At 66.0% G+C, this 26,630-nt stretch carries 24 protein-coding genes and 1 riboswitch; of the genes, 5 read left to right on the top strand and 19 right to left on the bottom strand.

Annotated elements, in window-relative coordinates; translation table 11 throughout:
- Positions 1-47: 47 nt before the first annotated feature.
- From ACZ1A1_RS24525 to bcoG, 9 genes are all read right to left on the bottom strand, one after another.
- Positions 48-1,679, bottom strand: a complete 1,632-nt coding sequence (locus ACZ1A1_RS24525) for an ABC transporter ATP-binding protein (protein WP_463622002.1) — start codon at positions 1,677-1,679, stop codon at positions 48-50.
- Positions 1,672-2,499 carry an ABC transporter permease gene (locus tag ACZ1A1_RS24520; protein ID WP_463622001.1) on the bottom strand — a complete coding sequence of 276 codons (828 nt, stop codon included), beginning with the start codon at positions 2,497-2,499 and terminating at the stop codon, positions 1,672-1,674. Before ACZ1A1_RS24520 ends, ACZ1A1_RS24525 begins: the two co-directional genes overlap by 8 nt.
- A complete protein-coding gene (locus ACZ1A1_RS24515) occupies positions 2,496-3,605 on the bottom strand; it encodes an ABC transporter permease (protein WP_463622000.1) in 1,110 nt (369 codons plus the stop codon). The genes ACZ1A1_RS24520 and ACZ1A1_RS24515 overlap by 4 nt, the downstream gene beginning before the upstream one ends.
- The gene (locus ACZ1A1_RS24510) at positions 3,605-5,194 is read right to left on the bottom strand and encodes an ABC transporter substrate-binding protein (protein WP_463621999.1); all 1,590 of its coding nucleotides are present in this window, start codon (positions 5,192-5,194) and stop codon (positions 3,605-3,607) included. Before ACZ1A1_RS24510 ends, ACZ1A1_RS24515 begins: the two co-directional genes overlap by 1 nt.
- Positions 5,195-5,354: 160 nt before the next feature.
- Positions 5,355-6,137, bottom strand: a complete 783-nt coding sequence (locus ACZ1A1_RS24505; protein WP_463621998.1) for a carnitinyl-CoA dehydratase — start codon at positions 6,135-6,137, stop codon at positions 5,355-5,357.
- Positions 6,134-8,239, bottom strand: coding sequence for an acetate--CoA ligase family protein (locus tag ACZ1A1_RS24500; protein WP_463621997.1), 2,106 nt, complete (start codon positions 8,237-8,239; stop codon positions 6,134-6,136). Before ACZ1A1_RS24500 ends, ACZ1A1_RS24505 begins: the two co-directional genes overlap by 4 nt.
- Before the next feature lie 154 nt (positions 8,240-8,393).
- On the bottom strand, positions 8,394-9,554 hold the full coding sequence (locus ACZ1A1_RS24495) for an acyl-CoA dehydrogenase family protein (protein ID WP_463621995.1): 1,161 nt from the start codon (positions 9,552-9,554) through the stop codon (positions 8,394-8,396).
- 179 nt (positions 9,555-9,733) lie between these two features.
- Entirely contained in the window at positions 9,734-11,233 is a 1,500-nt protein-coding gene (locus ACZ1A1_RS24490; protein ID WP_463621994.1) for a carnitine 3-dehydrogenase, read from the bottom strand.
- A 194-nt stretch (positions 11,234-11,427) separates the two neighbouring features.
- Entirely contained in the window at positions 11,428-12,342 is a 915-nt protein-coding gene (bcoG, locus tag ACZ1A1_RS24485) for a 3-dehydrocarnitine:acetyl-CoA trimethylamine transferase BcoG (RefSeq protein WP_463621993.1), read from the bottom strand.
- Positions 12,343-12,456: 114 nt separating this feature from the next.
- On the opposite strand from bcoG, the gene ACZ1A1_RS24480 reads away from it, so the two are divergent.
- From ACZ1A1_RS24480 to ACZ1A1_RS24470, 3 genes are all read left to right on the top strand, one after another.
- Positions 12,457-13,431, top strand: coding sequence for a GlxA family transcriptional regulator (locus tag ACZ1A1_RS24480; RefSeq protein ID WP_463622003.1), 975 nt, complete (start codon positions 12,457-12,459; stop codon positions 13,429-13,431).
- Positions 13,432-13,670: 239 nt separating this feature from the next.
- Positions 13,671-14,696: a glycoside hydrolase family 25 protein gene (locus ACZ1A1_RS24475; protein ID WP_415213423.1), complete on the top strand. Its 1,026-nt coding sequence runs from the start codon at positions 13,671-13,673 to the stop codon at positions 14,694-14,696.
- A gap of 224 nt (positions 14,697-14,920) precedes the next feature.
- Positions 14,921-15,355 carry a DoxX family protein gene (locus ACZ1A1_RS24470; RefSeq protein ID WP_463621992.1) on the top strand — a complete coding sequence of 145 codons (435 nt, stop codon included), beginning with the start codon at positions 14,921-14,923 and terminating at the stop codon, positions 15,353-15,355.
- Between the two features lie 10 nt (positions 15,356-15,365).
- Here the strand turns inward: ACZ1A1_RS24470 and ACZ1A1_RS24465 are convergent, their stop codons facing one another.
- On the bottom strand, positions 15,366-15,965 hold the full coding sequence (locus tag ACZ1A1_RS24465) for a YdeI/OmpD-associated family protein (protein WP_463621991.1): 600 nt from the start codon (positions 15,963-15,965) through the stop codon (positions 15,366-15,368).
- A gap of 162 nt (positions 15,966-16,127) precedes the next feature.
- Between ACZ1A1_RS24465 and ACZ1A1_RS24460 the strand changes: the two genes are divergently transcribed.
- Positions 16,128-16,841 (top strand): L,D-transpeptidase, encoded by a 714-nt coding sequence (locus ACZ1A1_RS24460; protein ID WP_415213420.1) that lies wholly within the window; start codon positions 16,128-16,130, stop codon positions 16,839-16,841.
- Positions 16,842-16,896: 55 nt separating this feature from the next.
- Here ACZ1A1_RS24460 and ACZ1A1_RS24455 read toward each other — a convergent pair whose 3' ends face one another.
- The 5 genes from ACZ1A1_RS24455 to ACZ1A1_RS24435 form a co-directional block, all read right to left on the bottom strand.
- Positions 16,897-17,658 (bottom strand): SDR family NAD(P)-dependent oxidoreductase, encoded by a 762-nt coding sequence (locus ACZ1A1_RS24455; RefSeq protein WP_463621990.1) that lies wholly within the window; start codon positions 17,656-17,658, stop codon positions 16,897-16,899.
- A gap of 3 nt (positions 17,659-17,661) precedes the next feature.
- Positions 17,662-18,486 (bottom strand): ABC transporter permease, encoded by an 825-nt coding sequence (locus ACZ1A1_RS24450; RefSeq protein ID WP_415213418.1) that lies wholly within the window; start codon positions 18,484-18,486, stop codon positions 17,662-17,664.
- Positions 18,486-19,352: an ABC transporter permease gene (locus ACZ1A1_RS24445; protein WP_119257147.1), complete on the bottom strand. Its 867-nt coding sequence runs from the start codon at positions 19,350-19,352 to the stop codon at positions 18,486-18,488. The genes ACZ1A1_RS24450 and ACZ1A1_RS24445 overlap by 1 nt, the downstream gene beginning before the upstream one ends.
- Positions 19,353-19,622: 270 nt before the next feature.
- Positions 19,623-20,789 (bottom strand): polyamine ABC transporter substrate-binding protein, encoded by a 1,167-nt coding sequence (locus ACZ1A1_RS24440; protein ID WP_463621989.1) that lies wholly within the window; start codon positions 20,787-20,789, stop codon positions 19,623-19,625.
- 35 nt (positions 20,790-20,824) lie between these two features.
- Positions 20,825-21,904 carry an ABC transporter ATP-binding protein gene (locus tag ACZ1A1_RS24435; protein WP_463621988.1) on the bottom strand — a complete coding sequence of 360 codons (1,080 nt, stop codon included), beginning with the start codon at positions 21,902-21,904 and terminating at the stop codon, positions 20,825-20,827.
- Positions 21,905-22,100: 196 nt separating this feature from the next.
- Between ACZ1A1_RS24435 and ACZ1A1_RS24430 the strand changes: the two genes are divergently transcribed.
- On the top strand, positions 22,101-22,898 hold the full coding sequence (locus tag ACZ1A1_RS24430) for a helix-turn-helix transcriptional regulator (RefSeq protein WP_463621987.1): 798 nt from the start codon (positions 22,101-22,103) through the stop codon (positions 22,896-22,898).
- Between the two features lie 110 nt (positions 22,899-23,008).
- Here the strand turns inward: ACZ1A1_RS24430 and ACZ1A1_RS24425 are convergent, their stop codons facing one another.
- The 4 genes from ACZ1A1_RS24425 to ACZ1A1_RS24410 all read right to left on the bottom strand — a co-directional run bounded on the left by ACZ1A1_RS24425 (position 23,009) and on the right by ACZ1A1_RS24410 (position 26,565).
- Positions 23,009-23,485 (bottom strand): 6,7-dimethyl-8-ribityllumazine synthase, encoded by a 477-nt coding sequence (locus tag ACZ1A1_RS24425; protein ID WP_463621986.1) that lies wholly within the window; start codon positions 23,483-23,485, stop codon positions 23,009-23,011.
- Positions 23,486-23,575: 90 nt separating this feature from the next.
- Positions 23,576-23,720, bottom strand: a riboswitch (FMN riboswitch).
- A 104-nt stretch (positions 23,721-23,824) separates the two neighbouring features.
- Positions 23,825-24,886: an ABC transporter ATP-binding protein gene (locus ACZ1A1_RS24420; RefSeq protein WP_313192715.1), complete on the bottom strand. Its 1,062-nt coding sequence runs from the start codon at positions 24,884-24,886 to the stop codon at positions 23,825-23,827.
- 9 nt (positions 24,887-24,895) lie between these two features.
- Positions 24,896-25,678 carry an ABC transporter permease gene (locus ACZ1A1_RS24415; RefSeq protein WP_313192716.1) on the bottom strand — a complete coding sequence of 261 codons (783 nt, stop codon included), beginning with the start codon at positions 25,676-25,678 and terminating at the stop codon, positions 24,896-24,898.
- Complete coding sequence (locus ACZ1A1_RS24410; RefSeq protein WP_313192717.1) at positions 25,675-26,565, bottom strand: ABC transporter permease; 891 nt, start codon at positions 26,563-26,565, stop codon at positions 25,675-25,677. Before ACZ1A1_RS24410 ends, ACZ1A1_RS24415 begins: the two co-directional genes overlap by 4 nt.
- Between the last annotated feature and the right edge of the window lie 65 nt (positions 26,566-26,630).

The following is a 26,630-nucleotide window of genomic DNA, read 5'->3' as shown; positions in this document are numbered from 1 at the left end:
TTTTTTTGTCCGTTCTTTTCTCGCCCCCCCCACCCCCCCCGCTTCCGTCAATTCCCGGCGCTTTCCATGCGCCGTGTCGTCAGCACCCGTTCCAGCCAGCCGATCTCCATTTCGGGAACGGATTTCAGCAAGAGGTCCGTATAATCGTCGAAGGGCGGCGAGAGCACCTTCGACTTGGGCCCAAAGCGCACGAGGCGTCCCCGGTGCATCACGGCCACGCTGTCGGCGATGGCGCGCACGATGGCGATGTCGTGGGTGATGAACATGTAGGAGACATGCGTTTCCTCCTGCAGCTTCAGGAGGAGCTTCAGGATGCCCTCGGCCACCAGCGGGTCGAGCGCGGAGGTCGGCTCGTCGCAGAGGATGAGCTCGGGCTTGGCCGCCAGCGCCCTTGCGATGGCGACGCGCTGCTTCTGGCCGCCGGAAAGCTCGGCCGGATAGCGGTCGGCGAAGCGGCCGCCCATCTCGATCTGCTCCAGCAGTTCCTTCACCCGCTCGGTCTTCTCCCGGCCGCGCAGGCCGTAATAGAAGGTGAGGGGGCGGCCGATGATGTCGCGCACCGTCTGGCGCGGGTTCATCGCGGTGTCGGCCATCTGGTAGATCATCTGGATGCGGCGCAGCTCGTCGTTCGACCGGCCCTTCAGCGCCTTCGGCAGGGGCTTGCCGTCGAAGCTGATCGTGCCCTCCTGCGGCGGGAGCAGGCCGGTGATGACGCGGGCGAGGGTGGACTTGCCCGAGCCGGATTCGCCCACCACCGCCAGCGTCTGGCCCTTCGGCAGGTGCAGCGAGACGTCCTGCAGCACCTTGAAGCCGTTGGAGTAGCCGGCGGTGACATTCTCCACCTTCAGCAGCGTGTCCGACTGGTCGGGCGCCTCGTCCCGGCCGGTGCCGCGCACGTTGACGAGGGCACGGGTATAGTCCTGCGTCGGCGCCTCGATGATCTGCTGCACCGAGCCGTATTCCACCACCTTGCCGTGGCGGAGCACGAGGATGTCGTCCGTGATCTGCGCCACGACGGCAAGGTCGTGGGTGATGTAGATCGCGGCGGTGTGCGTCTCCTCGATGGCATGCTTGATGGCGGCGAGCACGTCGATCTGCGTCGTCACGTCGAGCGCGGTGGTCGGCTCGTCGAAGACGATCAGCTCGGGATTGGGGCAGAGCGCCATGGCGGTCATGGCGCGCTGGAGCTGGCCGCCGGAGACCTGGTGCGGGTATCGCTGGCCGAAGGTCTCCGGGTTCGGCAGGCCGAGCACCTTGAAGAGGTAGAGCGCGCGCTTTTCCGCATCCGCCCGGCTCATGATGCCGTGCTTCAGCGAGGCCTCGATCACCTGCTCGCCGAGCCGGTGGGCGGGGTTGAAGGCCGCGGCCGCGGATTGGGCGACGTAGCAGACCTTCGCGCCGCGCACCTTGCGGATGCCCGACGGCGAGAGCTTCAGGAGGTCCTCGCCGTTGAGCTTCACCTCGCCGCCGGTGATGCGCACCCCGCCGCGCCCGTAGGCGAGCGCGGTGAGGCCGATGGTGGACTTGCCGGCACCCGATTCGCCGATGAGGCCGAGCACCTTGCCCTTTTCGACGTCGAAGTTCACGCCTTCGACGAGGGTGACGGTTCTCGGCGGTTCGCCCGGCGGATAGCTCGTCGCCTCGATCCTGAGGTTGCGGACGGAAAGAAGATCAGGCATCGCCGCGTCCCCCCTTGAGGCTTGAGGTGCGTTTCATCAGCCAGTCGACGACGAGGTTGACGCAGATCGCCAGCCCCGCGATGGCGCCGCCCGGAATGAGGGCGGCGGAGATGCCGAAGATGATGCCGTCCTTGTTGTCCTTCACCATGCCGCCCCAGTCGGCCGCCGGCGGCTGGATGCCGAGGCCGAGGAAGGAGAGGGTGGAGAGGAACAGGATCGAGAAGGCGAAGCGCAGGCCGAACTCGGCAAGCAGCGGCGAGAGCGTGTTGGGCAGGATCTCCCGGAAGATGATCCAGCCCGTGCCTTCGCCGCGCAGACGCGCCGCCTCCACGAATTCCATCACCGCCACGTCGAGCGCGACGGCGCGGCCGATGCGGTAGACGCGCGTCGAATCGAGGACCGCCATGACGAGGATGAGGATCCAGAGCTGCTGCGGCAGCACGGCCAGCACGACGAGGGCGAAGATCAGCGTCGGGATCGCCATCATCAGGTCGTTGAAGCGCGAGAAGGCCTGGTCGACGAACCCGCCCGTCACCGCCGCCGTGAACGACAGCAGCATGCCGAGCGAGAAGGAGAGCACGGTTGCCGCCAGCGCCACGAAGATCGTGGTGCGGGCGCCGAAGATCAGCCGCGAGAAGAGGTCGCGGCCGAGATTGTCCGTGCCGAGCAGGTAGTCGCCGCCCATCGGCTGCCAGACGGAGCCGACGATCTCGCTTTCGCCATGCGGCGCGATGAAGGGGGCGAAGAGGGCGCAAAAGAGGGCAAGGGCGATGCCGATTATGCCGATCCATGCGCTGATTGGGATGGTGGAAAGTCTCATCGCGGATGCCTCAATCTGGGGTTCGCGACAATCGCGAGGATATCGGCGAACATGTTGAGGAAGATGTAGAAGGCGGCGAAGATCAGGCCGCAGGCCTGCACGACCGGCATGTCGCGCACCGTCACGGCGTCGACCATGTACTGGCCCATGCCGGGATAGACGAACACCACCTCCACGACCACGACGCCCACCACGAGATAGGCGAGGTTGAGCGCGATGACGTTGATGACCGGGGCCACGGCGTTCGGCGCCGCATGCTTGGCGATGATCCGGATGCCGCTGAGGCCCTTGAGCTCCGCCGTCTCGACATAGGCCGAGGACATGACGTTGAGGATCGCCGCCCGCGTCATGCGCATCATATGGGCGAGCACGACGAGGACGAGGGTGGCGGTCGGCAGCGCGATGGCGGACAGGCGCTGGCCGAGCGTCATGCTGTCGTAGACCGTCGCGGGGAAGGTCGCGACGCCCATCTGCACGGCGAAGAACAGGATCAGCAGGTAGCCGACGAAGAACTCGGGAAGCGAGATCGCCGCAAGCGAGATGACGTTTATGATCTTGTCCGGCAGTCGGTTGCGGTATTGCACCGCGAGCATGCCGAGGCCGACGGCGAGCGGCACCGATATGATCGCCGCGAAGAAGGCGAGGAACAGCGAATTGCCGAGGCGCTTGCCGATCTGCTCGCTGACCGATTGCTTCGATGCCCAGGATTTTCCGAAGTCACCCTGAACGGCGCCGCCGAGCCATTTGAAGTAGCGGGTTGTGGCGGGCTGGTCGAGGCCGAGGTCCTTGCGGATGTTTTCCACGGCCTGCGGCGTTGCGGACTGGCCGAGATAGGTCGTCGCGAAGTCGCCGGGCAGGGCTTCCACGCCGCCGAAGATCATCAGCGACACGGCGAAGAGCAAGGCCACGCTGAGCGCGAGGCGTTGCAGGATGAGCGCAGCCAGCGGGCTGCGTTTGCTGAGTTTCGCCCAGGACGAAGGCGTAGCTTCGACGGCTGGGTTTCCGGTGGACGCAACCGACCCGGCAACGCCGGCCGGCTGCGGGGCTTCGCCCGCAGCCGCCGTCGCTGTCAGCTCCGGACCGTGCGCCGGTCCGCTGCCGGTCATCAGGCGTCAAGCCAGACGCGGGTTGCGACATAGCCGTTCGACATGTCGTTGCCGATATCGTGGACATAGCCCTTCACGTTCTTGCCGCAGGCGTTCACGAAGTCGTTGAACATCGGCAGGATCAGGCCGCCCTCGTCACGCACCATCATGGCCATGGTGCGGTACATGTCCTTGCGCTTGGCCTCGTCGAGCTCAGAGCGGGCTTCCAGCAGCATCTTGTCGAAGTCCGGGCGCTGGAAGCGCGTGTCGTTCCAGTCCGCCGTCGAGAGATAGGCGGTGGAATACATCTGGTCCTGCGTCGGGCGGCCGCCCCAGTAGGAGGTGGAGAAGGGCTGGACGTTCCAGACGTTCGACCAGTAGCCGTCGCCCGGCTCGCGCTTGACCTCGATCTCGATGCCGGCCTTCTTGGCGCTCTCCTGGTAGAGGACGGCGGCGTCGACCGCGCCCGGGAAGGCGACGTCGGAGGTGCGCAGCAGCACCGAGCCGCTATGGCCCGACTTCTTGTAGTGGAAGGCGGCCTTGTCCGGGTCATAGGCGCGCTGCTCGATGCCTTCCGGGAAGAGGGCATAGGTCTCGTTGATCGGGAAGTCGTTGCCGATCTTGCCGTAGCCGCCGAGCACCTTCTCCAGCATCGTCTCGCGGTCCATGGCGTATTTCAGCGCCATGCGCAGGTCGTTGTTGTCGAACGGCGCGGTGTTGCAATGCATGATGAAGACATAGTGGCCGCGGCCGGAGGTGGAGAGGATTTCCACGGTCGGTGCGCGCTTGAGGAGATCGACGGTCTTCGGATCGACACGGTTGATATAGTGCACCTGGCCGGAGGAGAGGGCGGCGATGCGGGCGGTCGCGTCGTTCATCGCGATCATCTCGATCGTGTCGACGAAGCCGCGGTCCTGGCGCCAGTCGTCCTTGTTGCGCTCGAAGGTGGCGCGAACGCCGGCCTCGAAGCTCGTCACCTTGTAGGGGCCGGTGCCGATCTGCGCGTTCGGATCGTCGAGGCCGCCGTTCGGCTGGATGACGAGGTGGTAGTCGGTGAGGAGCAGCGGCAGGTCGGCGTTGCCTTCCGTCAGCACCAGCACCAGCTTGTCGCCGTCGGCCTTGATCTCCTTGATCGACTTCATGACGCCGAGCGCGCCCGATTCCGACTTCTCGTCGGTATGGCGCTGCAGGGTCTTGACGACGTCGTCGACGGTCAGCTCCTTGCCGTCGTGGAATTTCACGCCCTTGCGGATGTTGAAGGTCCAGGTCGCGGCGTCGGCGGAGGGCTCCCAGGATTCGGCGAGCGCCGGCACGGGCTGGCCGGTCAGCGGCTCGGATTCGACGAGCATGTCGCCCCAGTTGCGGCCGACGACGAACATGAACTGCGAGAGCGCCTTGGCCGGGTCCTTGGAATCCGTGGCGGCGGCGCCTTCGAGACCGAGCTTGAGGTTGCCGCCGCGCTTGGGCTCCTGGGCCCTGGCGGCGGTGTCGAAGAGGGTGCCGGCGGCGGCGAGCGTGATGCCGAAGGCGGCGGCGCGGCCCATGAACTCGCGGCGGTTCATCTTGCCGAGCGTGACCTGGCCGGTGAGGTATTTGGTGTAATCAGTCATTCCCCTGTTCCCTTTCGCTGGCCCTTTGGTGGGCATTTGTCGTTGTGATTGGCAGAATTTCTGTTTTTCGCCTGTAAGGCAACCTTGCGGCCGGTTTTTATGCCGGCGCGGGATCATTCTTCTCCCTGATCTCCTTCCTTTCTCGCGCCGGCCAAGCCGCCTAGCGTCCCTTCCAGACGGGATCGCGCTTCTCCGCGAAGGCGCGCGCGCCCTCGAGCTGATCCTCGCTGGAATAGAGAATATCGACCGTGCGGAACTGCCGCCTGGTGATCCTGTTCATCGTCGTCTGGAAGGTCTCGCCCTCGGCCGCGCGCACCACTTCCTTGATGGCGGCATAGACGAGCGGCGGGCCGCTTTCGAGGAGGCGCGCCAGCTCCCAGGCGCGGTCCATCAGCCTGTCCGCCGGCAGGATCTCGTTGACGAAGCCCCAGCGATGCGCCTCCTGGACGTCCAGCCAGCGGCCCGTCAGCAGCATGTCCATGGCGATGTGATAGGGGATGCGCTTCGGCAGCTTGATCGAGGCGGCATCGGCCACCGTGCCGGAGCGGATCTCGGGCAGGGCGAAGGTCGCGTGCTCGGCGGCGAGGATGAGGTCGGTGGAAAGCGCGATCTCGAGGCCCCCGCCGCAGCAGATGCCGTTGACGGCCGCGATGATCGGCTTGTTGAGGTCGCGCAGCTCCTGCATGCCGCCGAAGCCGCCGATGCCGTAGTCGCCGTCCACGGCGTCGCCGCCGGCGGCCGCCTTGAGGTCCCATCCCGGACAGAAGAATTTCTCTCCCTCGCCGGTGACGATGGCGACGCGCAGGGTCTCGTCGTCGCGGAACCCGGCGAAGACCTCGCCCATGATGCGGCTGGTCGCAAGGTCGATGGCGTTCGCCTTGGGGCGATCGATCGTGACTTCGAGAATGCCGCCTTCGCGGCGCTGTCGTATCGGTCCGGTCATGATTGGTTCCTCAGACGGATCAGTGCATCGGCCGCGACGACGCCGTCGCCGGCGGGGAGCACCATTATGGGATTAACGTCCAGTTCTTCGATTATTGAAGCGTTTGAAACGACATAGGATGCCGCTGATGCGACGGCGGCGACAAGGGCGTCGATATCGCCCTTCGGCGCGCCGCGATAACCGCTCAGCAGCTTTGCAACCTTCAGGCCGGAAATCGCCGCGCGGATCGCCTTCTCGTCGGCCGGCAGGGTCAGGATCGCCGAATCCTCCAGCAGTTCGACGAGGATGCCGCCCGCGCCGATGGTGAGGACCGGGCCGGCGACGGGATCGCGCATCGCGCCGACGATGAGCTCGGCGACGGGCCTGCCCACCATCTTCTCCACGAGGAAGCCCGAGGCGACGCCGGCCATGGCCCTTGCCGCATCGAGGACGGCCTCGCGGCTGGCGAGGTTGAGTTTCACCGCGCCGGCCTCCGTCTTGTGCGCAACGCCAAGGCCCTTGAGCACGACGGGGAAGCCGAGCGTTTCGGCGGCGTCCGCGGCGGCTTCCGCCGTTGCGGCGGTCAGGCCCTTCGGCACCGGCATGCCGTGGGCGGCGAGCGCCTGCTTGGCCTCGTGCTCGGTGAGCGTGATCGCCTCGCCTTCGCCGGCCGGGGCCTTGAGCAGCGGGGCGGAGAGGGGCTGCGACCAGGCTTCGCCGATGCCGGCGGCGGCCTCCGCGGCGGCCAGGGCCTCCTCGATGCCGTAGAAGGGGACGACGCCGTTGCGCATCAGCATCTCGGCGGTCTCCTCCGGCAGGTTCTCGCCCATGCTGGCGACGATGCCGGCATTTTCTCCCGTCGCGCGCGCCGCGTCTATGAGGGCCTCGCAGGTGGTGATCCAGTCGGCCGCGTCGCAGCGGTCGAGGCGGGGGAAGTCGAGCACCACGAGGTTCAGCGCGTAGCCGCCCTGCATCATGGTGGTGAAGGCGGCCGTCTGCTTCTCGCGGTTGCCCCAGACGAAGGTGTGGTAGTCGAGCGGGTTGGAGATCGTCACCATCTGGCCGAGCGTTTCGCGCAGCGGCTGGCGCTGCTCCGGCTTCAGGTCGCGGTAGACGACCTTCCGCTTCACGCCGGCATCCGCCATCAGCGAGGCCTCGCCGCCCGAGCAGGACATGGAGGAAATGTCGTGGCTCGGCAGGGGACCTGCGACATGCAGCAGCTTCAGGGTCTCCAGCAGTTCCGGCAGGGTCTCGACGCGGCCGATGCCGAGGCGGGAAAGCAGCGCCGAGGAGACGGCGTCGTTGCCGGCGAGCGAGGCGGTGTGCGAGACGGTGGCAAGCTGCGCCTGTTCCGACTTGCCGACCTTCAGCGTGACGACGGGCTTCTTCAGTTCGCGGGCGCGCAGGCCGAGGCGCTCCAGCGAGGCGAGGCTGTCGAAGCCCTCGATATGGAGGCCGACGGCGGTGACGCGCGGGTCTTCGAGCACGGCTGAGGCGAGGTCGGCAAGGCCGGTCTGCGCCTGGTTGCCGGCGGTCAGGATATAGGCGAGCGGCAGGCCGCGCTGCTGCATGGAGATGTTGCAGGCGATGTTGGAGGATTGCGTGAGGACGGCGACGCCCTTCTCGATGCGCAGCATGCCGTGCTGGTCGGGCCAGAGCAGGGCGCCATCCAGCATATTGATGAAGCCGTAGCAGTTGGGGCCGAGGATCGGCATGTCGCCGGCCGCGTCCACCAGCGCCTTCTGGAGATCGTCGCCATCGGCAAGCTCGCTGACGGCCTCGCGGAAGCCCGAGGCGTAGCAGACCGCGCCGCCCGCGCCGCGTGCGGAAAGATCGCGGATGATGCCGATAGTCAGCTCGCGGTTGACGCCGACGAAGGAGGCGTCCGGCGCGGCGGGAAGATCGGCGACGGAGCGGTAGCATTTGCGGCCGAGGATTTCGTCCTCGCGCGGGTGCACCGGCCAGATATCGCCGGAAAAGCCCATCTTGTCGCACTGGTGGATGACCCGCCGGGCTTCCTTGCCGCCGAAGACGGCGATGGATTTGGGGCGGATGAGGCGGTCGAGGGAGCGGGTCACGGGGATGCCTCCCGCGCGGTTACCCCCCTCTGCCCTGCCGGGCATCTCCCCTTCAAGGGGGGAGATTGGATGGGGGGCCGTTTTGCCTGAAGGGGGCGTTGCGGTTTAAGGGAAGCCCTTGCTACCTGCCGATCTCCCCCCTTGAGGGGGAGATGCCCGGCAGGGCAGAGGGGGGTATTCACGGTGAGCGCTGCCATCCTCAAGCCCCCAGCGGCCGCAGCAGGTCGCGGCTGATGATGTGCCGCTGGATCTCCGACGTCCCGTCCCAGATGCGCTCAACACGGGCGTCGCGCCAGAAGCGGGCGAGCGGCAGGTCGTCCATCAGGCCCATGCCGCCGTAGATCTGGATCGCCTCGTCGGTGACGCGGGCGAGCATTTCCGTGGCGTAGACCTTGGCCGAGGCGATCTCGCGGTTCGACGGCAGGCCCTGGTCGAGCCGCCAGGCGGCGGACAGCGTCAGGAGGTCGGCGGCATCGATCTCGGTGATCATGTCGGCGAGCTTGAAGGAGACGCCCTGGTTCGCGCCGATCGGCTTGCCGAACTGCTTGCGTTCTGCGGCGTAATTGAGCGCGTAGTCGAAGGCGCGGCGGGCCCGGCCGACGGAGGTGGCGGCGACGGTGAGGCGCGTCGCGTAGAGCCAGTCGTTGGCGATGTCGAAGCCCTTGTGCACCTCGCCGAGGATCTGGGCGGAGGGCAGGCGGCATTCGTCGAAGGTGAGGATGCAGTTCTTGTAGCCGCGGTGCGAGACGGAATTGTAGCCGTCGCGGATCTCGAAGCCGGGCGTGCCGCGATCGACGAGGAAGCAGGTGATGAGCTTCTTCCTGCCGCGCGGCGTGTCCTCCTCGCCGGTGGCGATGAAGACGATGACGAAATCGGCGATGTTGGCATGGCTGATGAAATGCTTGGTGCCGTTGACGACCCAGTCGTCGCCGTCCTTGCGGGCAAAGCACTTCATGCCGCGCACGTCCGAGCCGGCGTCCGGCTCGGTCATGGCCAGCGCATCGAACTTCTCGCCGCTGACGGCGGGCAGGAGGTAGCGTTCGCGCTGTTCGTCGTTGCAGGCCATCAGGATGCCGGAGGGGCGACCGAAGAAGACCGTCAGCGCCATGGAGCCGCGGCCGAGCTCGCGCTCGACCAGTGTGAAGGACGTGTGGTCGAGGCCCGCGCCGCCGACCTCCTCGGGCATGTTGCAGCCGAAGAAGCCGATCTCCTTGCACTTGCGGGCGATCTCCCGGCCGAGTTCCGGCGGCACATGGCCGGTGCGCTCGACCTCGTTCTCGTGCGGATAGATTTCCGTTTCGACGAAGGCGCGGACGGTGTCCACGATCATCTGCTGTTCGTCGGTGAGTGCGAAGTTCATTGAAAGTCCTCCCGGTATTTCTTTTGCGGGAGGCGCCATCTTTGGCTACCCCCCTCTGCCCTGCCGGGCATCTCCCCCACAAGGGGGGAGATTGAGATGTGGCACCGCCTTGCCCCCAGCCGATCTCCCCCTTGTGGGGGAGATGCCCGGCAGGGCAGAGGGGGGTGGAGGCTCGCGCCCTACTTGTTCCTCTGTCCGACGCTGCGGCCCGCACCCTCCGGCACGGCCAGCTTCGCATGGGCCTCCGCAATCGGCGCGATTTTCGCCAGCACCTCCGCAGGCGCATCGGCGCTCTTGCCGGCCTTCGAGTCGACATGGACCATCATCTGCTCGGCCGTCGCGATGACCTCGCCGGTCGCCGCGTCGTGGATGCGGGTGAAGAAGTGCAGGCGCTTCCTGTCCGAGGAAAGCAGCTGGAGCGTCGTGTAGAGCGCCTGGCCGAGCTTGGCTTCGCCGAGATGGCGGATGTGGGTTTCCACCGTGTAGTAGCTGTGGCCGGCCTCGACATAGGCGAAATCGACGCCGATGAGGCGGAGCAGCGCATCGGAGGTGTCGCCGAAGAGCTGGAGATAGCGGTGTTCCGTCATGTGGCCGTTGTAGTCGACCCAGGCGGCATTGACCCTGGTGTCGACGAGACGGAGCGTTTCGCTGGCGGAGACCTCGACCTTTGCCTTGCCGGCCTTGGCCCATAGGTGCTGCTCGAATTCGGCGAGCAGCTTACCCGAACCCCAGCCGCGCCCCTCGTCGCCGGCCTTCAGCGCATGCATGATGCCGACGAGGTTCTGGTCGCGGATGCGCTCCAGCTCGCGGATGCCGCGCGCGCCGGACTGGGCGTCGGACTGGTTCGCGATCTTCTCCACCAGTTCGTCATTCAGGTCTACGACGTCGGTGAGCTTGGTCCAGGGCCAGGAGAGGCAGGGGCCGAACTGGGCGAGGAAGTGGCGCATGCCCGCTTCGCCGCCGGCGATGCGGTAGGTCTCGAACATGCCCATCTGCGCCCAGCGCATGCCGAAGGAATAGCGGATCACGTCATCCAGCGTTTCCGTATCGCAGATGTCGTCCTTGATCAGCCAGAGGCCTTCGCGCCAGACGGCTTCGAGCAGGCGGTCGCCGACGAAGGCCTCGATCTCCTTGTTGATGATCACGCCCTTCATGCCGATGGGGGCGAGCTTGGCCCTGGCGTCTTCCAGCACGGCGCGCGACGTCTTCTGGCCGCCGACGAGCTCGGCGAGCGGCAGCAGGTAGACGGGGTTATAGGGATGCGCGACGAAGAGGCGCTCGGGATGCTTCATGTCGCGCTGGAGATCGGTCGGCATGAGGCCGGAGGTGGAGGAGCCGATCAGGGCGTCGGGCCTTGCGGCGGCGTCGATCTGGGTGAGGACGCCGCGCTTCAGCTCCAGCCGCTCGGGAACGCTTTCCTGAATCCAGTCAGCGTCTTGCACGGCTTCTTCGATGCTCTTGCAGAAGGTGACCTTGCCCTTCGGCGGCAGGGGCGCCATGGTGAGCATGCCGTAGGCGCGCTCGGCATTGGCCATGACCTCGCCGATGATGCGCTCGGCTTCCGGATGCGGGTCGAAGACCTTGACGTCGATGCCGGCGAGTGCGAAGCGGGCGACCCATGCGCCGCCGATGACGCCGCCGCCGACGCAGGCTGCCTTGTTGATGGTGGTCGTGCTCATGCGTTCCCTCAATTCGTTATGTGTGCGGGTGTCGCTGCCCCTCATCCGGCTGCCGCCACCTTCTCCCCGCAGGCGGGGGGAAGGGATATGCCGTGCCGGTTTCCCCAATTTTCACGCTTGCGTTTGGCAAGTTCCCTCTCCCCGTTTACGGGGAGAGGGTTAGGGTGAGGGGCAGCCCAACCCGGTCGGCCCGGTCAGCCGCGCGGCGCGCGCTTCGTCAGCTTCAGCTTCTCGCGCACTTCCGCCGGGCCCATGACGCGGGCGCCCATGCTTTCGACGATGTTGACGGCCTTGTCGACGAGCTGCGCATTGGTGGCGAGCTGGCCCTTGGCGACGTAGAGGTTGTCTTCCAGCCCGACGCGGACATTGCCGCCGGCAAGCATGGCCGCGGCCGGGTAGGCCATGGCGTTGCGGCCGATGGAGAAGGCGGAGAAGGTCCAGTTGGCGGGCACGTTGTTGACCATCGCCATGAAGGTGTTGAGATCATCCGGCGCGCCCCACGGAATGCCCATGCAGAGCTGGATGAGCACCGGATCCTCGATGACGCCTTCCTCGACGAGCTGCTTGGCGAACCAGAGATGGCCGGTGTCGAAGGCCTCGATCTCGGGGCGGACGCCGAGGTCCGTCATCATCCGGCCCATGGCGCGCAGCATGGAGGGCGTGTTGGTCATCACGTAGTCGCCGAGCGAGAAGTTCATCGTGCCGCAGTCGAGCGTGCAGATTTCCGGCAGACATTCGGCGACGTGGGAAACGCGTTCGGTGGCGCCGGCCATATCGGTGCCGACGGGGTTCAGCGGCAGGGGCTGCTCGGTGTTGCCGAAGATCATGTCGCCGCCCATGCCGGCGGTGAGGTTGAGGACGACGTCGACCTCTGCGTCGCGGATGCGCTCGGTGACTTCGCGGTAGAGATCGTTGCGGCGGCTCGGGGCGCCGGTTTCCGGATCGCGGACATGGCAGTGCACGACGGCGGCGCCGGCTTTCGCGGCCTCGATCGCGGATTCGGCGATCTCCTTGGGCGAGCGTGGAACGTGAGGGGATTTGCCGGCGGTGTCGCCGGAGCCGGTGACGGCGCAGGTGATGAAGACGTCACGGTTCATGGCAAGAGGCATTGTCGTTCTCCCGGTATTCTCGTTGCGGACATTACGAGCCAAGAGAAGGCGCAATGCTTTCACTTTTCGGATCCATCCTTGACAATTCGAGAGATGGGCGACCAAGCTTCCACCATGCTCGATCCCTCCTCCGACACGCTCGACATCGACATCCTGGTGCTGCCCGAGACGAACCTCATCCTCGTCGCCTCGGTGATCGAGCCGCTGCGCGCCGCCAATCGCATCTCGGGGCAGGAGCTTTACCGCTGGCGCATCTTCTCGCCGGATGGCGAGCCGGTGGAGACGCGCAGCCGCATTCCCGTACCCGTCGACGGACCGTTCCGGCCGGAGCGGGAGACGGCGCCGCTCTTCGTGCTTTCGAGCTATCAATGGCAGATGAGTGCGACATCCCTGTTGCGCCGCCAGCTCTCGCAGACGGCGCGCCACCGCACGGCCATGGCCGGCATCGAATCGGGAAGCTGGCTGCTTGCCGAGGCGAGCCTGCTCGACGGCCATTCGGTGACGATCCACTGGGAGGACATGGAGGAATTCGCCTCGCGCTACCCGCAGATCGCGGTGATGCGCGAACGTTATGTCATCGACGGCAAGCGCATCACCACCGGCGGCTCGCTGCCGACGCTCGACCTCATGCTGGAGATCATCCGCCGCCGGCAGGGCTATTCGCTGGCGCTGGAGGTCTCGCGGCTCTTCATCTACGAGCACGAGCGCACCGGCGGGCTGCTGCAGGTGCCGGCGCTCGGCAACATGCGCGTCGCCGACCAGCGCGTCAGCCAGGCGGTGCGGCTGATGGAGGAGACGGTGGACGCGCCGCTGACGCTGGCAAAGCTTGCCAAGCGCATTGGCATCAGCGCGCGGCACCTGCAGGACCTCTTCCAGGAATCCATGGGCGTCGCGCCGCACCAGCATTATCTCGCGCTGCGCCTCAATGCTGCCCGGCGCAAGGTGATCGAGACCAAGGCGGAATTCGCCGACATCGCCGCGCTCACCGGCTTCAACTCCTCCTCCGCCTTCTCGCGCAGCTACCGCGCGCACTATCACGAAAGCCCGACGGAGACCCGGCGGCGGCTGCGGGCCGGCGCGAAAGGATGAAGACGCGGACCCAGAGCAATTCCAGCAAAAGTGCGAAGCGGTTTTGCGTCCGGGATTGCGTAGAAATAAAGAGTTAGGGCATTTTCTCGATTCGAGGAAAAGCGGAAATGCCCTAAGTGCCTGAAATGTCACGGTCGGCCGTAAAGATTGTATTTAACATTTCGCGGTAATCTTCCGTTAGTAATTCCGTCCATGTGTCGAAAGGGCGGGGCTTCGGTTTGTTTTGCGTGCGAGTGCCAATGCGTCTTTCGGTCCTGACAGCGATCCTCCTCGGCTGCGCCTCCCTGGCCGGCTGCGCATCGAGTGCGACGCCGGAAACGGTGCTGGCGGTCAAGCCCTCGCGCGAGACCACGAGTTCCGTCGCCAAGGGCGGCGGGCCGGTGCCGGAAGTGGCCGTCGGCCAGAGCAAGGTGAAGGCCGACGACGCGGAGGAAATGCTCGCCTGGGCCGGACCCATCCCGGAAACCCATGTCTTCGAGACGGTGACGAAGCAGTCTGCCGTTCCCTCCGAGCGCCCGGCCGATTCCGCGACCATGGCCGAAATGCCGACCCGGCGCCTCGGCAAGCGCTCGCGCGTCTACAGCCAGCAGTTCCGCGATGCCCATCCGATCAATTTCGGCAAGCGCGCGCCGCGGCACTATCAGGTGCATGGCGTCGACGTCTCGCGCTGGCAGGGCGACATCGACTGGATGCGGCTGCGCACGCAGGGCGCCAACTTCGCTTTCATCAAGGCGACGGACGGCGGCGACCATCTCGATCCGATGTTCCAGAAGAACTGGCGCCAGGCCAAGGAAGCCGGCATCCGGCGCGGGGCCTACCACTTCTTCTACTGGTGCCGCGTCGCAAGCTCGCAGGCCGAATGGTTCATCCGCAACGTGCCGAAGGACCCGGATGCGCTGCCGCCGGTGATCGATGCCGAATACAACGGCGATTCCGCCTGCAAGAAGCGCCTGTCGCGTGCGAAATATGTCGAGAAGATTCGCGTCTTCGCCGAAATGCTGGAACGGCACTACGGCAAGCGGCCGATCATCTATACCGCGCCGGACTTCTACGAGGATAATCTGTCGGGCGAGCTGACGGACTATCACTTCTGGCTGCGCTCGGTCGCCGCGCACCCGTCGCAGCGCTATCCGAACCGCCGCTGGCTGTTCTGGCAATATTCCGGCTCGGGCCTGTCGCATGGCGTGACGGGCAAGATCGACCTCAATGTCTTCTCCGGCAGCGAGAACGACTGGCACAACTGGCTCGCCGGGCAGTCCACGTAAACGGGGCAGTCCAGCCCGCGGATCAAAGCCGGAAGATGACGGCGACCGCTTGGCGTCGCGCGATGCGCCGCCAGCTTTCTCGCGACGTCGCAGACAATTTGTCGGCTCGCTGTCGAACATATTGTCCGGCTCCATCGCACGGCTCTTCGTTATCGGCTTGAAAATGCTGGCCCTTCCATCTGGTATGCTCCTTGCTCCATCATGAAGCACGGAAGCCATGCTTCATGCCGAGCCTGCCGGCGGTGGCCAACTGGGGAGAAAGCCATATGCACGACGAAGGTCTTTTGATTGCGCGGTTGTTCCTTGGAATACCGTTTATCGTATGGGGAATATTGAAGCTGCGGGGCGGCGAGGCAAAACTGGTGCCGGGGCTTCAGGCCCTGGGGCTCCCCGATGCCGTCTTCTTCGCCTATCTGATCGGAGTATGCGAGCTCGTCGGCGGGCTGGCGGTGGTTCTCGGTTATCCGCTGCGCACGGCGGGCGTCCTGCTCGGCCTCTGGTGCCTCGTCACGGGCTATGACGCCCATAGGGGAAACATCACCGAATTGCTGAAGAACGCGACGATGGCGGGCGGCTTCTTCGCCCTGGCGGTTGCCGGTTCGGGTGCGCTGGCCCTTTTCGGCGGCGCGCCGTCCGGCGTTTTCGCCTATCTTCCCTAGACGGCCGGCGTCACTTCCGCTTCTGCGGATAGATCGTCTCGCCCTTCTTCAGCATCTCCACGAAGGTCTCGATCTTGCGCTTGCGCGCGGCGTCCGTCTTGAGATTGTGGATGCGAAAGGCGAGGGCGAAGCGGTTCTGCTCGGTGAGCCTGCCGAGCATTTCGGCGGCGGCCGGTTCCGCGTCGATGGCGGCCTTGAGGTCCGGCGGGATCTTCAGGTCCTTGCCGCTGCCATAGGCCCTGTCCCAACGCCCGTCGGCCTTGGCGGCCTCCACGTGCCTCAGGCCATGGTCGGTCATGCGGCCTTCCGCGATCAGCCGGCCGACCGTATCGACGTTCTTCCTGCTCCAGACGCTCTTGCGGCCGCGCGGGCTGTAACGCTGGAGGAAGCTCCTTTCGTCCAGCCCCTTGCGGATACCGTCGATCCAGCCCCAGCAGAGCACGGCCTCGATCGCCTCCTCCGGGTTGATGGAGGGGAAGCCCGAGGCGCGCTTGTGGATCCGGATCCAGACTTCCGGCGCCTTGTCATGGTTTTCCGAGAGCCAGCGGCGGAAGCTTTCCGGGTCGGGGAATTCGCGGACATGGGCGGGGTCGATTTCCACAGGTGCCATCGTGTTCTGTCCTTCCGGCATGGTCTTGCGTGGCCGCTTTGCATCGGTCCGCGAATACGCGGGGCGGATGCCGAAGATGTGATGCCTCCGCTTCTTGCCAGCCCCTTCCTGCTTTGGCTAGCCATCGGTTCCAACACGTTTTCATTGGAGTCGATATAGAGAATGCCTACGGTGTGCACTTTGTCGCGCAGAGCCTTCTTCCTGGGCGCCGCCGCGACGCTGGCAGGATGCGCAACCACGCAAACCTCGACCAGGGCCGTCCCGCTTCCCCAGAAGGTCAGCTATCCGATCGTGCCGGCGACGGACGAGGAACTGGCGGCGCGCTACGCCGCCGTCGAGGATGGCGGCCATCTCATCCCGGCGATCCCTTACAAGGAAATCGACCCGAGATACTACCGCCAGCGCGTGAAGGACCCGACCGGCGAGCCGGCCGGCACGGTGGTCGTCGATACGGCCGCCCGCTTCCTCTATGTGGTGGAACCCGGCGGCACGGCGATGCGCTACGGCGTCGGCATCGGCCGCGACGGCTTTGCCTGGGAGGGCGAGGGCGTCATCCAGTGGCGCCAGCCCTGGCCGCGCTGGAAGGTGCCGGACGACATGATCAGGCGCCAGCCGAGCCTTGCGCGCTATTCCGTCGCGAACGGCGGCATGGACCCGGGCATCAAGAACCCGCTCGGCGCCCGCGCGCTCTATATCTTCCAGAACGGGCAGGACACGCTCTACCGCCTGCACGGCTCGCCGGAATGGAAGTCCATCGGCAAGGCCGTCTCCTCGGGCTGCGTGCGGCTCATCAACCAGGATGTGCTCGATCTCTACAAGCGCGTGCCCTATCACGCGCGCATCGTCGTCTATCAGGGCGGGATGGGGTCCGTCTGAGCAATTCCAGCAAAAGTGTGAAGCGGTTTTGCGTCCGGAATTGCGCTAAGCGGAACTAGACCACGGTCTCCCCGCCGTCCACCACGAGAATCTGGCCGGTCATGTAGCTTGACCGGTCGGAGACGAGGAAGAGGATCGGTTCGGCGATCTCCTCGACATTCGCCCAGCGGCCCATGGGCACGTTTTCCCTTATATAGTCCTCGATGGCGCCGCGCCCGCCCATCTGGTCGATGAAGGGGGCGTTGAAGGGTGTGTCCACCCAGCCGGGGCAGAGCGCGTTGACGCGGATGCCGTGGCGGGCATAGTCGCCGGCCATCTGCTTCGTCATGGCGATGACGGCGTGCTTGGTCGTCGTATAGGCGATCATCTCGCGGTCGTAGAGGACGCCGGACGAAGAGGAGGTGTTGAGGATGACGCCTTTTCCCTGCGCTTTCATGGCCGGCATGACGAGGCGGGCGGCCATGAGATGGGCGCGCACGTTGAGGTTCCAGGAAAGATCCAGCCCGTCGAGCGGGACGCTTTCGAGATCGCCGGCGACCTGCGCGCCCGCGTGGTTGTGCAGGATGTCGATGCGGCCGTGGCGGGAGAGCACGCCGGCAATCGCCATCTTCAGCTCCACGTCGTCGGTGACGTCGAGGATGACGACCTCGGCCGTGCCGCCTTCGCTGCGGATGAAGTCGACCGTCTCGCCGGCCCGCGTCTCGTCGCGGTCGGCGACGCAGACGGTCGCGCCCTCGCGCGCCATGATGCGCGCGCCGGCCCGGCCGATGCCGGAGCCCGCCCCGGTGACGATGGCGACGCGGTTCTTCAGGATCATCTGTTATTCTCCGGCAGGCGATTTCGTTTTCTTTTCCCGCATGAGGAGGCGGGCGACGAGGATGAGGAAGAGCGAGGCGACCAGCACCATCGTTGCGATGGCGTTGACCTCCGGCGTCACGCCGCGGCGGATCGAGGCGAAGACGTAGATGGGCAGCGTCGTCTTGGAGCCCGCGACGAAGAAGGCCACGATGAAATCGTCGAAGGAGAAGGTGAAGGCGAGCAGGAAGCCGGCCAGCACCGAGGGCAGGATCTGCGGCAGGACGATATCGCGGAAGGTGGTGAGGGGCGTGGCGTAGAGATCGGCCGAGGCCTCGACGATGTCGCGCCCGAGCGTGGCGATGCGCGCCTTCACGATCATCGTCACGAGCGCCATGGTGAAGAGGCCGTGCGCGGCGATGATAGAGCCGTAGCCGAGGCCGAGCTGCGGGGGCTTGTCGCCGGGCCAGATGGTCGCGATGGCCGGGTTGACGACGCCGAAGACCGCGACGAGCGCGACCAGCGTCGCGATGCCGATGACGACGCCCGGCACGACGATGGCGGCGGCGAGCAGGCCGTCGAAGAGGGCGCGGGTGCGTGCACCGAGGCGTTCCAGGCCAAGGGCGGCCATGGTGCCGAAGACGGCGGCGAGCGTGGCGCTGGTAAACGCGATGATCAGGCTGTTCTGCAACGCGGCGACGAGGAACGGATTGGCGAGCGCCTTGCCGTACCATTGCGTCGAGAAGCCGGTGAACTCGCTGGCATTGCGCCCCGCATTGAAGGAGAACAGCACGACCAGCGCGATCGGCGCGTAGAGGAACAGGTAGACGGAGGTTATCAGCGCGCGCATCAGACGAGGTCCACCTGTCTCGTGCCGGAGATTTTCCAGGCGATGCGCATGGCGACCATCAGCACCACGACCACGATGGCGACCAGCGTGACGGCGATGGCCGAGCCGAAGGGCCAGTTGCGCGATTGCAGGAAGAGGTCGACCAGCGCATTGCCGATGAAGAAGACCTTGCCGCCGCCGAGAAGCTGCGGAATGAGATACTCGCCGAGCAGCAGGATCGTGACGAGCGCGACGCCCGTCATGACGCCCGGCAGCGAGAGCGGCAGGGTCACGGAGAAGAAGGTCGAGACGGGCTTTGCGCCGAGATCGGCCGAAGCCTCCAGCAGCCGGCGGTCGAGCTTTTCGAGGCTGACATAGATCGGCATGATCATCAGCGGCAGGTAGCCGTAGACGATGCCGAGCAGCACGGCGCCGGGCGTGTTGAGCAGGCGCACGTTCTCGATGCCGATCATGTCGAGGAGGTTCGGGATGCCGCGCGAGCCGAGGATGTACATCCAGGCATAGGTGCGCACCAGCAGGCTCGTCCAGAACGGCACGACGACCAGCGAGACCAGCAGCAGCCGGTGGCGCGGGCTCGCCTTGACGGCGAGGTAATAGGCCGTCGGATAGGCCACCAGCAGGCAGAGGAAGGCGCCGACCGGCGCCAGCATCAGCGTGTTCCAGTAGGCGGCGGAACGGGCCGGCAGGTTGGCATATTGCGCAAAGGTGAAGGCCGCCTGGTAGCCGCCCGCCGGTCCGCGCTCGCCGACGGAGAAGACCACCATGGCGATGAAGGGCAGCACCAGGAAGACGAACAGCCAGAGGGAGGCCGGCGCTAGCAGCGCCGTCGTCACCAGCCGTCTTTTCGCCGTCGTCGTCAGGGGCATTGCATCGATCCTGTTGCGAATTCTGCGAGGGTCGCCCACCGTTCGACGTCGAACGCTGAGAGTGCTGCTTGTTAAGTCCCTCCCCCTTGTGGGGAGGGATTTAGGGAGGGGTCTTGCCGTAACGCCCCGGCTTCGCGGGGCCGCCCCCTCTGCCTGCCGGCATCTCCCCCACAAGGGGGGAGAAGGCAGGAGGCCTGCTCATCGCTCAAAATCGAACGCCAAGGGAAAGGCAGGTTAAGCCCCTTCAGCTTGTGGGCAGGGGCCTTTCCGTTACGCCGACTTGAACCGCGCCATCAGCTCTGCGCGCGCCGGGTCGGTGAGCGTCACGGCGGCGCCGAATTCCAGCGGGGTCAGCGCGGCCTCGTCCGGATAGACGATCTTGTTGCCGGTGATCTCGGCCGGCAGCAGGGCGATGACGCGGCTGTCGGTGGTGGGCGCGCCGTTGGCGATGTGCTCCTTCACCGCATGCTGCGGGTCCATCAGGTAGTTGAGCAGCGCATAGCCGGCCGGCTTGTTGGCGGCCGCCGTCGGCACGGCGTAGAAGTCCGACCAGATCTCGCCGCCGTCGGAGCCGAGCGTGAAATGGATTTCCGGGATGTCGCGGTTGAGCTGCGCGCCGTCGTTGGTCCAGCACATGGTCATCCAGGCGTCGGTGGCGCGCATGGAGGGCTGGTAGTCGCTGTTGATGGCATAGAGGTGCGGCTTGACCTTGATCAGCAGTTCCTCGGCCTTGGCGAGTTCCTCGGGCTTGACCGAGTTGAAGGAGAAGCCGAGCGAGACGAGGGCGTTGCCGATGGTGGTGAGCTGGTAGTCGTGCACCATGGCGCGGCCGTCCGCCTCGGTCATGGCGATCTCGAAGAATTCCTTCCAGCTCGTGACCTTGGACTTCACCTTGTCGGAATTGACGGCGATGCCCGTCGTGCCCCAGTTCTTCGGCAGCGCATAGACCTTGCCGTCGACGGTGCCCTCGTTGGTGAAGCGCGTGTTCTGGGTCTTCTGGTCGAAGTTCGGCACCCTGGAAAGGTCGAGCGGGTCGATCAGGCCGAGGCCGGCATAGGTGGAGATCGTGTAGTTGGTGGGAACGAAGAGGTCCCAGCCGGTGCCGCCGGCCTGGAGCTTGGCCAGCATCTCCTCGTTCGAGCCGAAGACGTTGACCTCGACGGCGACGCCCGTCTCGGCGGTGAAGGCCTCGAAGGTCGCGGGGTCGTGGTAGTTCGGCCAGGTGGCGATGGACATGGCCGAGCCGAGGTCTTCCTGCTGCGCGTAGGCCGCCGAATTGAAGAGGCCGGGCTGGCGGGCGAGCACGGCGGCGGCAAGGCCGAGGCCTGTGACGCCGAGGAAGTGGCGGCGCGTGACGGAGCCGCGCTTCAGGCGCATGAATTCTTCCGTCAGCTCATGGGCGCTGATCGGGGCATTCTCTCTGAACCATTTCGACATCACACTGTTCCCTTGTGTTTGGGGCCTGTTTCCCCTCAGGCCGGAAAGATATGCGCTGTACCGGGATCGAAGCTGATTGCGACCCGTTCGCCCGGCGCGACGAGGTCGTTTTCCGACTGGTTATGGCGTTCGGCGGTGACGAGGAGGTCGCCCAGCCCGTCGATGGCAATGGAGTATTCGGCGGCCGAGCCGAGGAAGATGCGGTGGGTGACGGTGCCCTCCAGCGTCGTCGCGCCCGCCGCGCCGCGCGCAAGGCGGATCGCCTCCGGGCGGAGCGCAACGGTGACGGCGCCCGGCGCAAGATCGCCGCGCGGGGCGGGCAGGGCCGTGCCGTTGCCGAGGCGGATGGTGCCGCCGGCCTCCAGCGTGCCGTCGAAACGGTTGGTCTTGCCGACGAAATCGGCGACGAAGAGATCGGCCGGACGGTCGTAGACCTCCTGGGGCGTCGCGAGCTGGCGGATACGGCCGGCGCTCATGACGCAGACGAGGTCGCTCATCGACAGCGCCTCCTCCTGGTCGTGGGTGACGAGCACGAAGGTGATGCCGAGGTCGCGCTGGAGCGTCTGCAGCTCGATCTGCATGGCGGTGCGCAGCTTCTTGTCGAGCGCCGCCAGCGGCTCGTCGAGGAGAAGCACGGAGGGCTTGTTGACGAGGGCGCGGGCGAGCGCCACGCGCTGCTGCTGGCCGCCGGACATTTCATGGATGCGGCGCCTGGCGAAGCCGGAAAGCCGTACCATCTCCAGCGCCTCGCCGACGCGGCGGGAAATTTCTTCGGCCGGCAGCCGCGGGCGGAGCTGCTTCAGGCCGTAGGCGACGTTCTTCTCCACGTCGAAATGCGGGAAGAGCGCATATTGCTGGAACACCATGTTGACCGGGCGGCGATAGGCCGGCACGCCGTTGGCGACATTGCCGGCGATCAGCACCTCGCCCTCGCTCGGCTGCTCGAAGCCGCCGATCATGCGAAGGCAGGTCGTCTTGCCGCAGCCGGACGGGCCGAGCAGCGCGACGAAGGCGCCCTTCGGCACGGAAAGGTTTATGTCGGAGACCGCGGTCACCGCGCCATAGCGCTTGGTCACCGACCGGAACTCGATGTCGTTCGTGGAGGCGGATGTCACGTCTGTTCCCTGCGGTTGTTGCGTCGAAGCGATCTTCATGCCGCTTTAGCCACCGTCGGGGAGGATGCTAGTCAGCCGCCGGTGGGCGGTATATACCCCGAGAGAGGTATTTTATCCGTAAACCGGCTATGGAAGGAGTATATCCCGGCGCGGCGAAAAACGTGCGCCGCAAGGGGATCGGGGGAGCATCAGCGCCATGCGGGTCGATTTCACGGCACTCTTCCGCACGCTCGCCGACTGGACGGATGCGGCGGAACGCTCCGACGGGCAGGCGGGCGAAGCCCTGCTGGCGATGACGCGCGCGCTCGTGCGCTTCGACGACATGGTCATCTTCGCCTATCGCGACAAGGCCCGGCCGATCGACCTCTTCAGCACCTTCGATGCGGACGATTACCACATCTTCGTGACGCTTTATCAGGTGGGGCCGTACCTGCTCGATCCGTTCTACCACACGGCGCGGGCGGGCCGGGCCGGCGTCTTCCGCATGCGGGAGCTCGCGCCGGACCGCTTCTTCTCCAGCGAATACTACCGCACCTACTACTCGCAGACGCGGCTGGCCGAGGAACTGGGCTTCTTCGTGCCGGCGGGCGACGGCGTGACGGTGGTCGTCTCGCTGATGCGGCGCGAGAAGACGGGGGTCTTCCCGGCCGCCGAATTCGCGCTGCTGGCGGATGCCGAACCTTTCGTCGCCGCCTTCGTGCGCCAGGTCTGGAACGGCCTTGCCGACCGCTTCGCGCTCGCGGGGCCGGGGCGCGGGCGGCGCAGCGAGCCGGTGAGCGCGGCGGACAAGGTCTGGCGCAAGCTCAACCTCACCGACCGCGAGGCCTCGATCATCGAGCTCGTGCTGCAGGGGCATTCGTCGGAATCGATCGGGCTCAAGCTGAATATTTCGACGGGGACGGTGAAGGTCCACCGGCGGAACGTCTATCGCAAGCTGGGGATCTCGTCGCAGATCCAGTTGCTGTCGATCTATCTGAAGAATTTGCAGGCTTAGACGCAGGAGAGGGGGCGGAAAAGCCCGGCATCGCTGCCGGGCTTCCAGAGTCTTTTCAGCGGTTTATCGATTCGCTTTCACGAGCCGATTCCGGTTCTTGAGAAACCGATTCAGGAAACCGCCGCCAGCGCCACCTGTGCCCGTGCGTCGAGGATCTGGCGGGCGGCGTGGGCGGCTTCCTTGCCCTTGATGACGAAGTGGTCGCGAAAGAAGGCGATGTGGGCCTCCGATTCCTGGAAATTGTGCGGCGTCAGCACGGCCGAGAGCACCGGCACGTCGGTGTCGAGGCCGACGCGCACGATGGCGTCGACCACGGTTCCGGCGACGAAATCGTGGCGGTAGATGCCGCCGTCGACGACAAGGGCGACGCCGAGGATGGCCGAGTAGCGGCCGGTCTTCGCGAGAAGCTGGGCGTGCAGCGGGATTTCGAGGGCGCCCGGTACGTCGATCACGTCGACGTCTTCGGCACGCCCGCCGAGGGCCTGCCATTCGGCGATGAAGGACGTGACCGCCTGGTCGACGATGCCGGCGTGCCAGCGGGCACGGATGACGGCGATGCGGGCGGAGGGGGTGGCATTGGCATTCATATGTCTTGGCCTTTCAAGGGTTGAGCCATTTTTCAACGGGTCCCTTGGGCGAACACGCACGAGGCCGGCCCATCGCGGAACGGGCCTCCTGCTTGCTCTCTTCCATCCGGACTGTGACCGTCGGCTCCGGCATCGCACCGGATCTGCTGACCCTTCCTCGCGGAAGGCGCTCGCGGGCTCCCGGATCGCTCCGGATACCGCCGGTGGGGAATTTCGCCCCGCCCTGAGAACGATGGGAGACTAAACGGCAAACGCCCGCAGATCAAATCCGCGGGCGACGCAAAAACCACGATTCACGACAGATTTTTCCACGCCTTCGGCAAGGTGTGGAATGAGCGTTCAGTCGTGGATGACCAGGAGGTCACCGGCGGTGAAGCGCAGCGTCACCGTTTCGCCGACGGCCGGCGGTACGAGGCCGGGGCTGTTGAACATGTCGAAGGAGATGACGCTGCCGCCGACCTTCATGCGCGTGCGGATGACCGAGCCGAGGAAGTTGGAGGAGACGACCTCGCCGGAAAGCGCGGTGTCGCCCTTGGCATCGGGGGCGATGGAGCCGGCCTCGGGGCGCAGCGCCAGCGAGACCGTGTCGCCGGCCTTGGCGTTGCCGAGGGGCTCGCGGAGCGTCACGCCCTGGTCGCCGATGGTGACGCGGTTCGCCGCCGCATCCACCACCTTGGCCTCGATGAGGTTGAGCGTGCCGACGAAGCCGGCGACGAAGCGGGTGGTGGGGCGGTTGTAGATCTCGGCGGGCGTGCCGATCTGGTCGGCCTTGCCGGCATTCATGACCACGATGCGGTCGGAGATCGACAGCGCCTCTTCCTGGTCATGCGTGACGAAGACCGTGGTGATGCCGAGCTGCTGCTGGATCATGCGGATCTCCTCGCGCAGCGACACGCGGATCTTGGCGTCGAGGGCCGAGAGCGGTTCGTCGAGGAGGAGCACCTGGGGCTTCGGGGCAAGCGCGCGGGCGAGCGCCACGCGCTGCTGCTGGCCGCCGGACATCTGGTAGGGGTAGCGGTCGGCGAGATGGTCGAGCTTGATGAGGCCGAGCATCTCCTTGACGCGGTCGTCGATCTCGGCCTTTGGCCGCCCGGCGACCTTGAGGCCGAAGGCGACGTTTTCCGCGACGTTCATGTTCGGGAAGAGCGCATAGGCCTGGAAGACCATGCCGATGTTGCGCTGGTTCGGGCGAAGGTTCGCCTGGCTCTTGCCGTTGATCGTTATCGTACCGCCCGAGGGCGTCTCGAAGCCGGCGATCATGCGCAGGATGGTGGTCTTGCCGCAGCCGGACGGGCCGAGGAAGGAGATGAACTCGCCCTTCTCGATGGCCATGTTGAAGTCCTTGACGACCTGCACCGGGCCGAAGGACTTCTGGATGCTGGAGAGTGTGAGGAAACTCATGGAAAATCCTTAGACGGGGCTTTGCGCGCCCTTCTGGAAGCGCGAGACGAGCTGGATCAGGCCGAGGCAGCCCCAGGTGATGGCGAAGGCGATCACGGCGAGCGCGGCCGGCTCATAGGCCCGGTTGGCGCCGAGAAGCTGCATGTAGGGGCCGAAGGCCGGGCGGTTGAGGAGGGCGGCCATGGTGAACTCGCCGATGACGATGGCGAAGGTCAGGAAGGCACCCGACAGGACCGCGACGAGCACGTTCGGCAGGATGATGCGGGTGAGGATCGTCGTCCAGCCGGCGCCGAGGCTCTGGGCGGCCTCCGTCAGCGTGGTGATGTCGATGGAGCGAAGGCCCGTGTCGACGGCGCGGTACATGTAGGGCAGCGACAGCGTGGCATAGCCGAACATCAGGAGGATGTTGGTGCCGGTGATCGAACCCGTGAGCGGCAGCCAGCTCGAGGTGTTGTAGAGCCGGATATAGCCGAAGACGATGACGATGGCCGGGATGACCAGCGGCAGCAGCGTGACGAACTCGACATAGGGGCGCAGGCCCGGCAGCTTGAGGCGCACCCAGTAGGCCGTCGGCACGACGAGGAGCACCCCGAAGGCGATGGTGAACAGTGCCATCACGACGGAATAGGTGAAGGTCTCCTGGAAGCGCGGATCGCCGAGCACGACCGCATAGGCGTCGAAGGAATAGACGCCGCGCCGCATCTTCAGCGAGAAGTTCGTCATGCCGAGGAGCGGCAGGATGAAGTAGAGCAGCCCGACGGTGAGGGCGCCCCAGGCCCAGAACTTCTTCATTTCAGCCACCTTTCGCTGCGCGCGCGCAGCCAGATGTAGATCGTGTTGGCGATGCCGGTGACGACGATCATGCCGAAGGCCAGCGCATAGCCGAGATGGGGATTGCCGAGCACGTCGCCGCGGATCTGCGCGAAGAGCAGGATCGGCACGATGGAGAGCGAGGAGCCGGTGAGCGCGATTGCGGTCGCGACGGCGCCGAAGGCGTTGGCGAAGAGCAGCGCGAGCGTGCCGAGGAAGGAGGGCAGCAGGATCGGGAAGGCCACCATGCGCCAATATTGCGCATTGGTCGCGCCGAGGATCTGCGCCGCCTCGCGCCATTCGCGCTTGAGGCCGTCGAGCGCGGGCGTGATGATGAGGATCATCAGCGGGATCTGGAAGAACAGGTAGGTGACCGTCAGCCCCCAGAAGGAGAGGATGTTGAAGCCGAGCGCGCGCAGGTCGATGCCGAGCTGTGTCTTCAGGAACACGGTGACGAGGCCGACCGGGCCGAGGGTCGCCAGGAAGGCGAAGGCGAGCGGGACGCCCGCGAAGTTCGAGGCGACGCCCGAGAAGGTCAGCAGCGGGCCGCGGATCCATTTCGGCAGGCCGCCGAGCACCACGGCGGCGGCGACCGAAAAGCCGATCAGGCAGCCGAGGAGGGCGGAGGCGATGGAGATCTTGATGGAGATCCAGTAGGCCGACATGATCGACGTCGTGAACAGCCCGCGGATATTGTCCAGCGTGAAGCTGCCCTCCGGCGTCTGGAAGGCGCCGATCACGATGCGCATCGTGGGCATGATCAGGAACAGCAGGACGAAGATCGCGAAGGGCGCCGCGCCGAGCCAGTGCAGCGGAAGGCGCAGCGGCGCCTTCGTCGACTGTTTCGCGGCAGAGCTGTCTGAAGACATTGGGTTAGCCTCGTGGGGTTGCCGTCTTGGCATACCGCGGTAGGGGGGGGGGGGGGGGGGGGGGG

It is taken from the genome of Shinella sp. R2-11 (assembly GCF_055330205.1).
Note: the sequence above shows the minus strand (reverse complement) of the source record. Positions and strands in the feature narration are given on the sequence as shown.

What these genes read in the sequence shown, in the direction of transcription:
- ACZ1A1_RS24525 (WP_463622002.1), bottom strand. Translation starts at nt 1,679, where the DNA reads ATGCCTGATCTTCTTTCCGTCCGCAACCTCAGGATCGAGGCGACGAGC.
- ACZ1A1_RS24520 (WP_463622001.1), bottom strand. Translation starts at nt 2,499, where the DNA reads ATGAGACTTTCCACCATCCCAATCAGCGCATGGATCGGCATAATCGGC.
- ACZ1A1_RS24515 (WP_463622000.1), bottom strand. Translation starts at nt 3,605, where the DNA reads ATGACCGGCAGCGGACCGGCGCACGGTCCGGAGCTGACAGCGACGGCG.
- ACZ1A1_RS24510 (WP_463621999.1), bottom strand. Translation starts at nt 5,194, where the DNA reads ATGACTGATTACACCAAATACCTCACCGGCCAGGTCACGCTCGGCAAG.
- ACZ1A1_RS24505 (WP_463621998.1), bottom strand. Translation starts at nt 6,137, where the DNA reads ATGACCGGACCGATACGACAGCGCCGCGAAGGCGGCATTCTCGAAGTC.
- ACZ1A1_RS24500 (WP_463621997.1), bottom strand. Translation starts at nt 8,239, where the DNA reads ATGCCCGGCAGGGCAGAGGGGGGTAACCGCGCGGGAGGCATCCCCGTG.
- ACZ1A1_RS24495 (WP_463621995.1), bottom strand. Translation starts at nt 9,554, where the DNA reads ATGAACTTCGCACTCACCGACGAACAGCAGATGATCGTGGACACCGTC.
- ACZ1A1_RS24490 (WP_463621994.1), bottom strand. Translation starts at nt 11,233, where the DNA reads ATGAGCACGACCACCATCAACAAGGCAGCCTGCGTCGGCGGCGGCGTC.
- bcoG (WP_463621993.1), bottom strand. Translation starts at nt 12,342, where the DNA reads ATGCCTCTTGCCATGAACCGTGACGTCTTCATCACCTGCGCCGTCACC.
- ACZ1A1_RS24480 (WP_463622003.1), top strand. Translation starts at nt 12,457, where the DNA reads ATGCTCGATCCCTCCTCCGACACGCTCGACATCGACATCCTGGTGCTG.
- ACZ1A1_RS24475 (WP_415213423.1), top strand. Translation starts at nt 13,671, where the DNA reads ATGCGTCTTTCGGTCCTGACAGCGATCCTCCTCGGCTGCGCCTCCCTG.
- ACZ1A1_RS24470 (WP_463621992.1), top strand. Translation starts at nt 14,921, where the DNA reads ATGCCGAGCCTGCCGGCGGTGGCCAACTGGGGAGAAAGCCATATGCAC.
- ACZ1A1_RS24465 (WP_463621991.1), bottom strand. Translation starts at nt 15,965, where the DNA reads ATGGCACCTGTGGAAATCGACCCCGCCCATGTCCGCGAATTCCCCGAC.
- ACZ1A1_RS24460 (WP_415213420.1), top strand. Translation starts at nt 16,128, where the DNA reads ATGCCTACGGTGTGCACTTTGTCGCGCAGAGCCTTCTTCCTGGGCGCC.
- ACZ1A1_RS24455 (WP_463621990.1), bottom strand. Translation starts at nt 17,658, where the DNA reads ATGATCCTGAAGAACCGCGTCGCCATCGTCACCGGGGCGGGCTCCGGC.
- ACZ1A1_RS24450 (WP_415213418.1), bottom strand. Translation starts at nt 18,486, where the DNA reads ATGCGCGCGCTGATAACCTCCGTCTACCTGTTCCTCTACGCGCCGATC.
- ACZ1A1_RS24445 (WP_119257147.1), bottom strand. Translation starts at nt 19,352, where the DNA reads ATGCCCCTGACGACGACGGCGAAAAGACGGCTGGTGACGACGGCGCTG.
- ACZ1A1_RS24440 (WP_463621989.1), bottom strand. Translation starts at nt 20,789, where the DNA reads ATGTCGAAATGGTTCAGAGAGAATGCCCCGATCAGCGCCCATGAGCTG.
- ACZ1A1_RS24430 (WP_463621987.1), top strand. Translation starts at nt 22,101, where the DNA reads ATGCGGGTCGATTTCACGGCACTCTTCCGCACGCTCGCCGACTGGACG.
- ACZ1A1_RS24425 (WP_463621986.1), bottom strand. Translation starts at nt 23,485, where the DNA reads ATGAATGCCAATGCCACCCCCTCCGCCCGCATCGCCGTCATCCGTGCC.
- ACZ1A1_RS24420 (WP_313192715.1), bottom strand. Translation starts at nt 24,886, where the DNA reads ATGAGTTTCCTCACACTCTCCAGCATCCAGAAGTCCTTCGGCCCGGTG.
- ACZ1A1_RS24415 (WP_313192716.1), bottom strand. Translation starts at nt 25,678, where the DNA reads ATGAAGAAGTTCTGGGCCTGGGGCGCCCTCACCGTCGGGCTGCTCTAC.
- ACZ1A1_RS24410 (WP_313192717.1), bottom strand. Translation starts at nt 26,565, where the DNA reads ATGTCTTCAGACAGCTCTGCCGCGAAACAGTCGACGAAGGCGCCGCTG.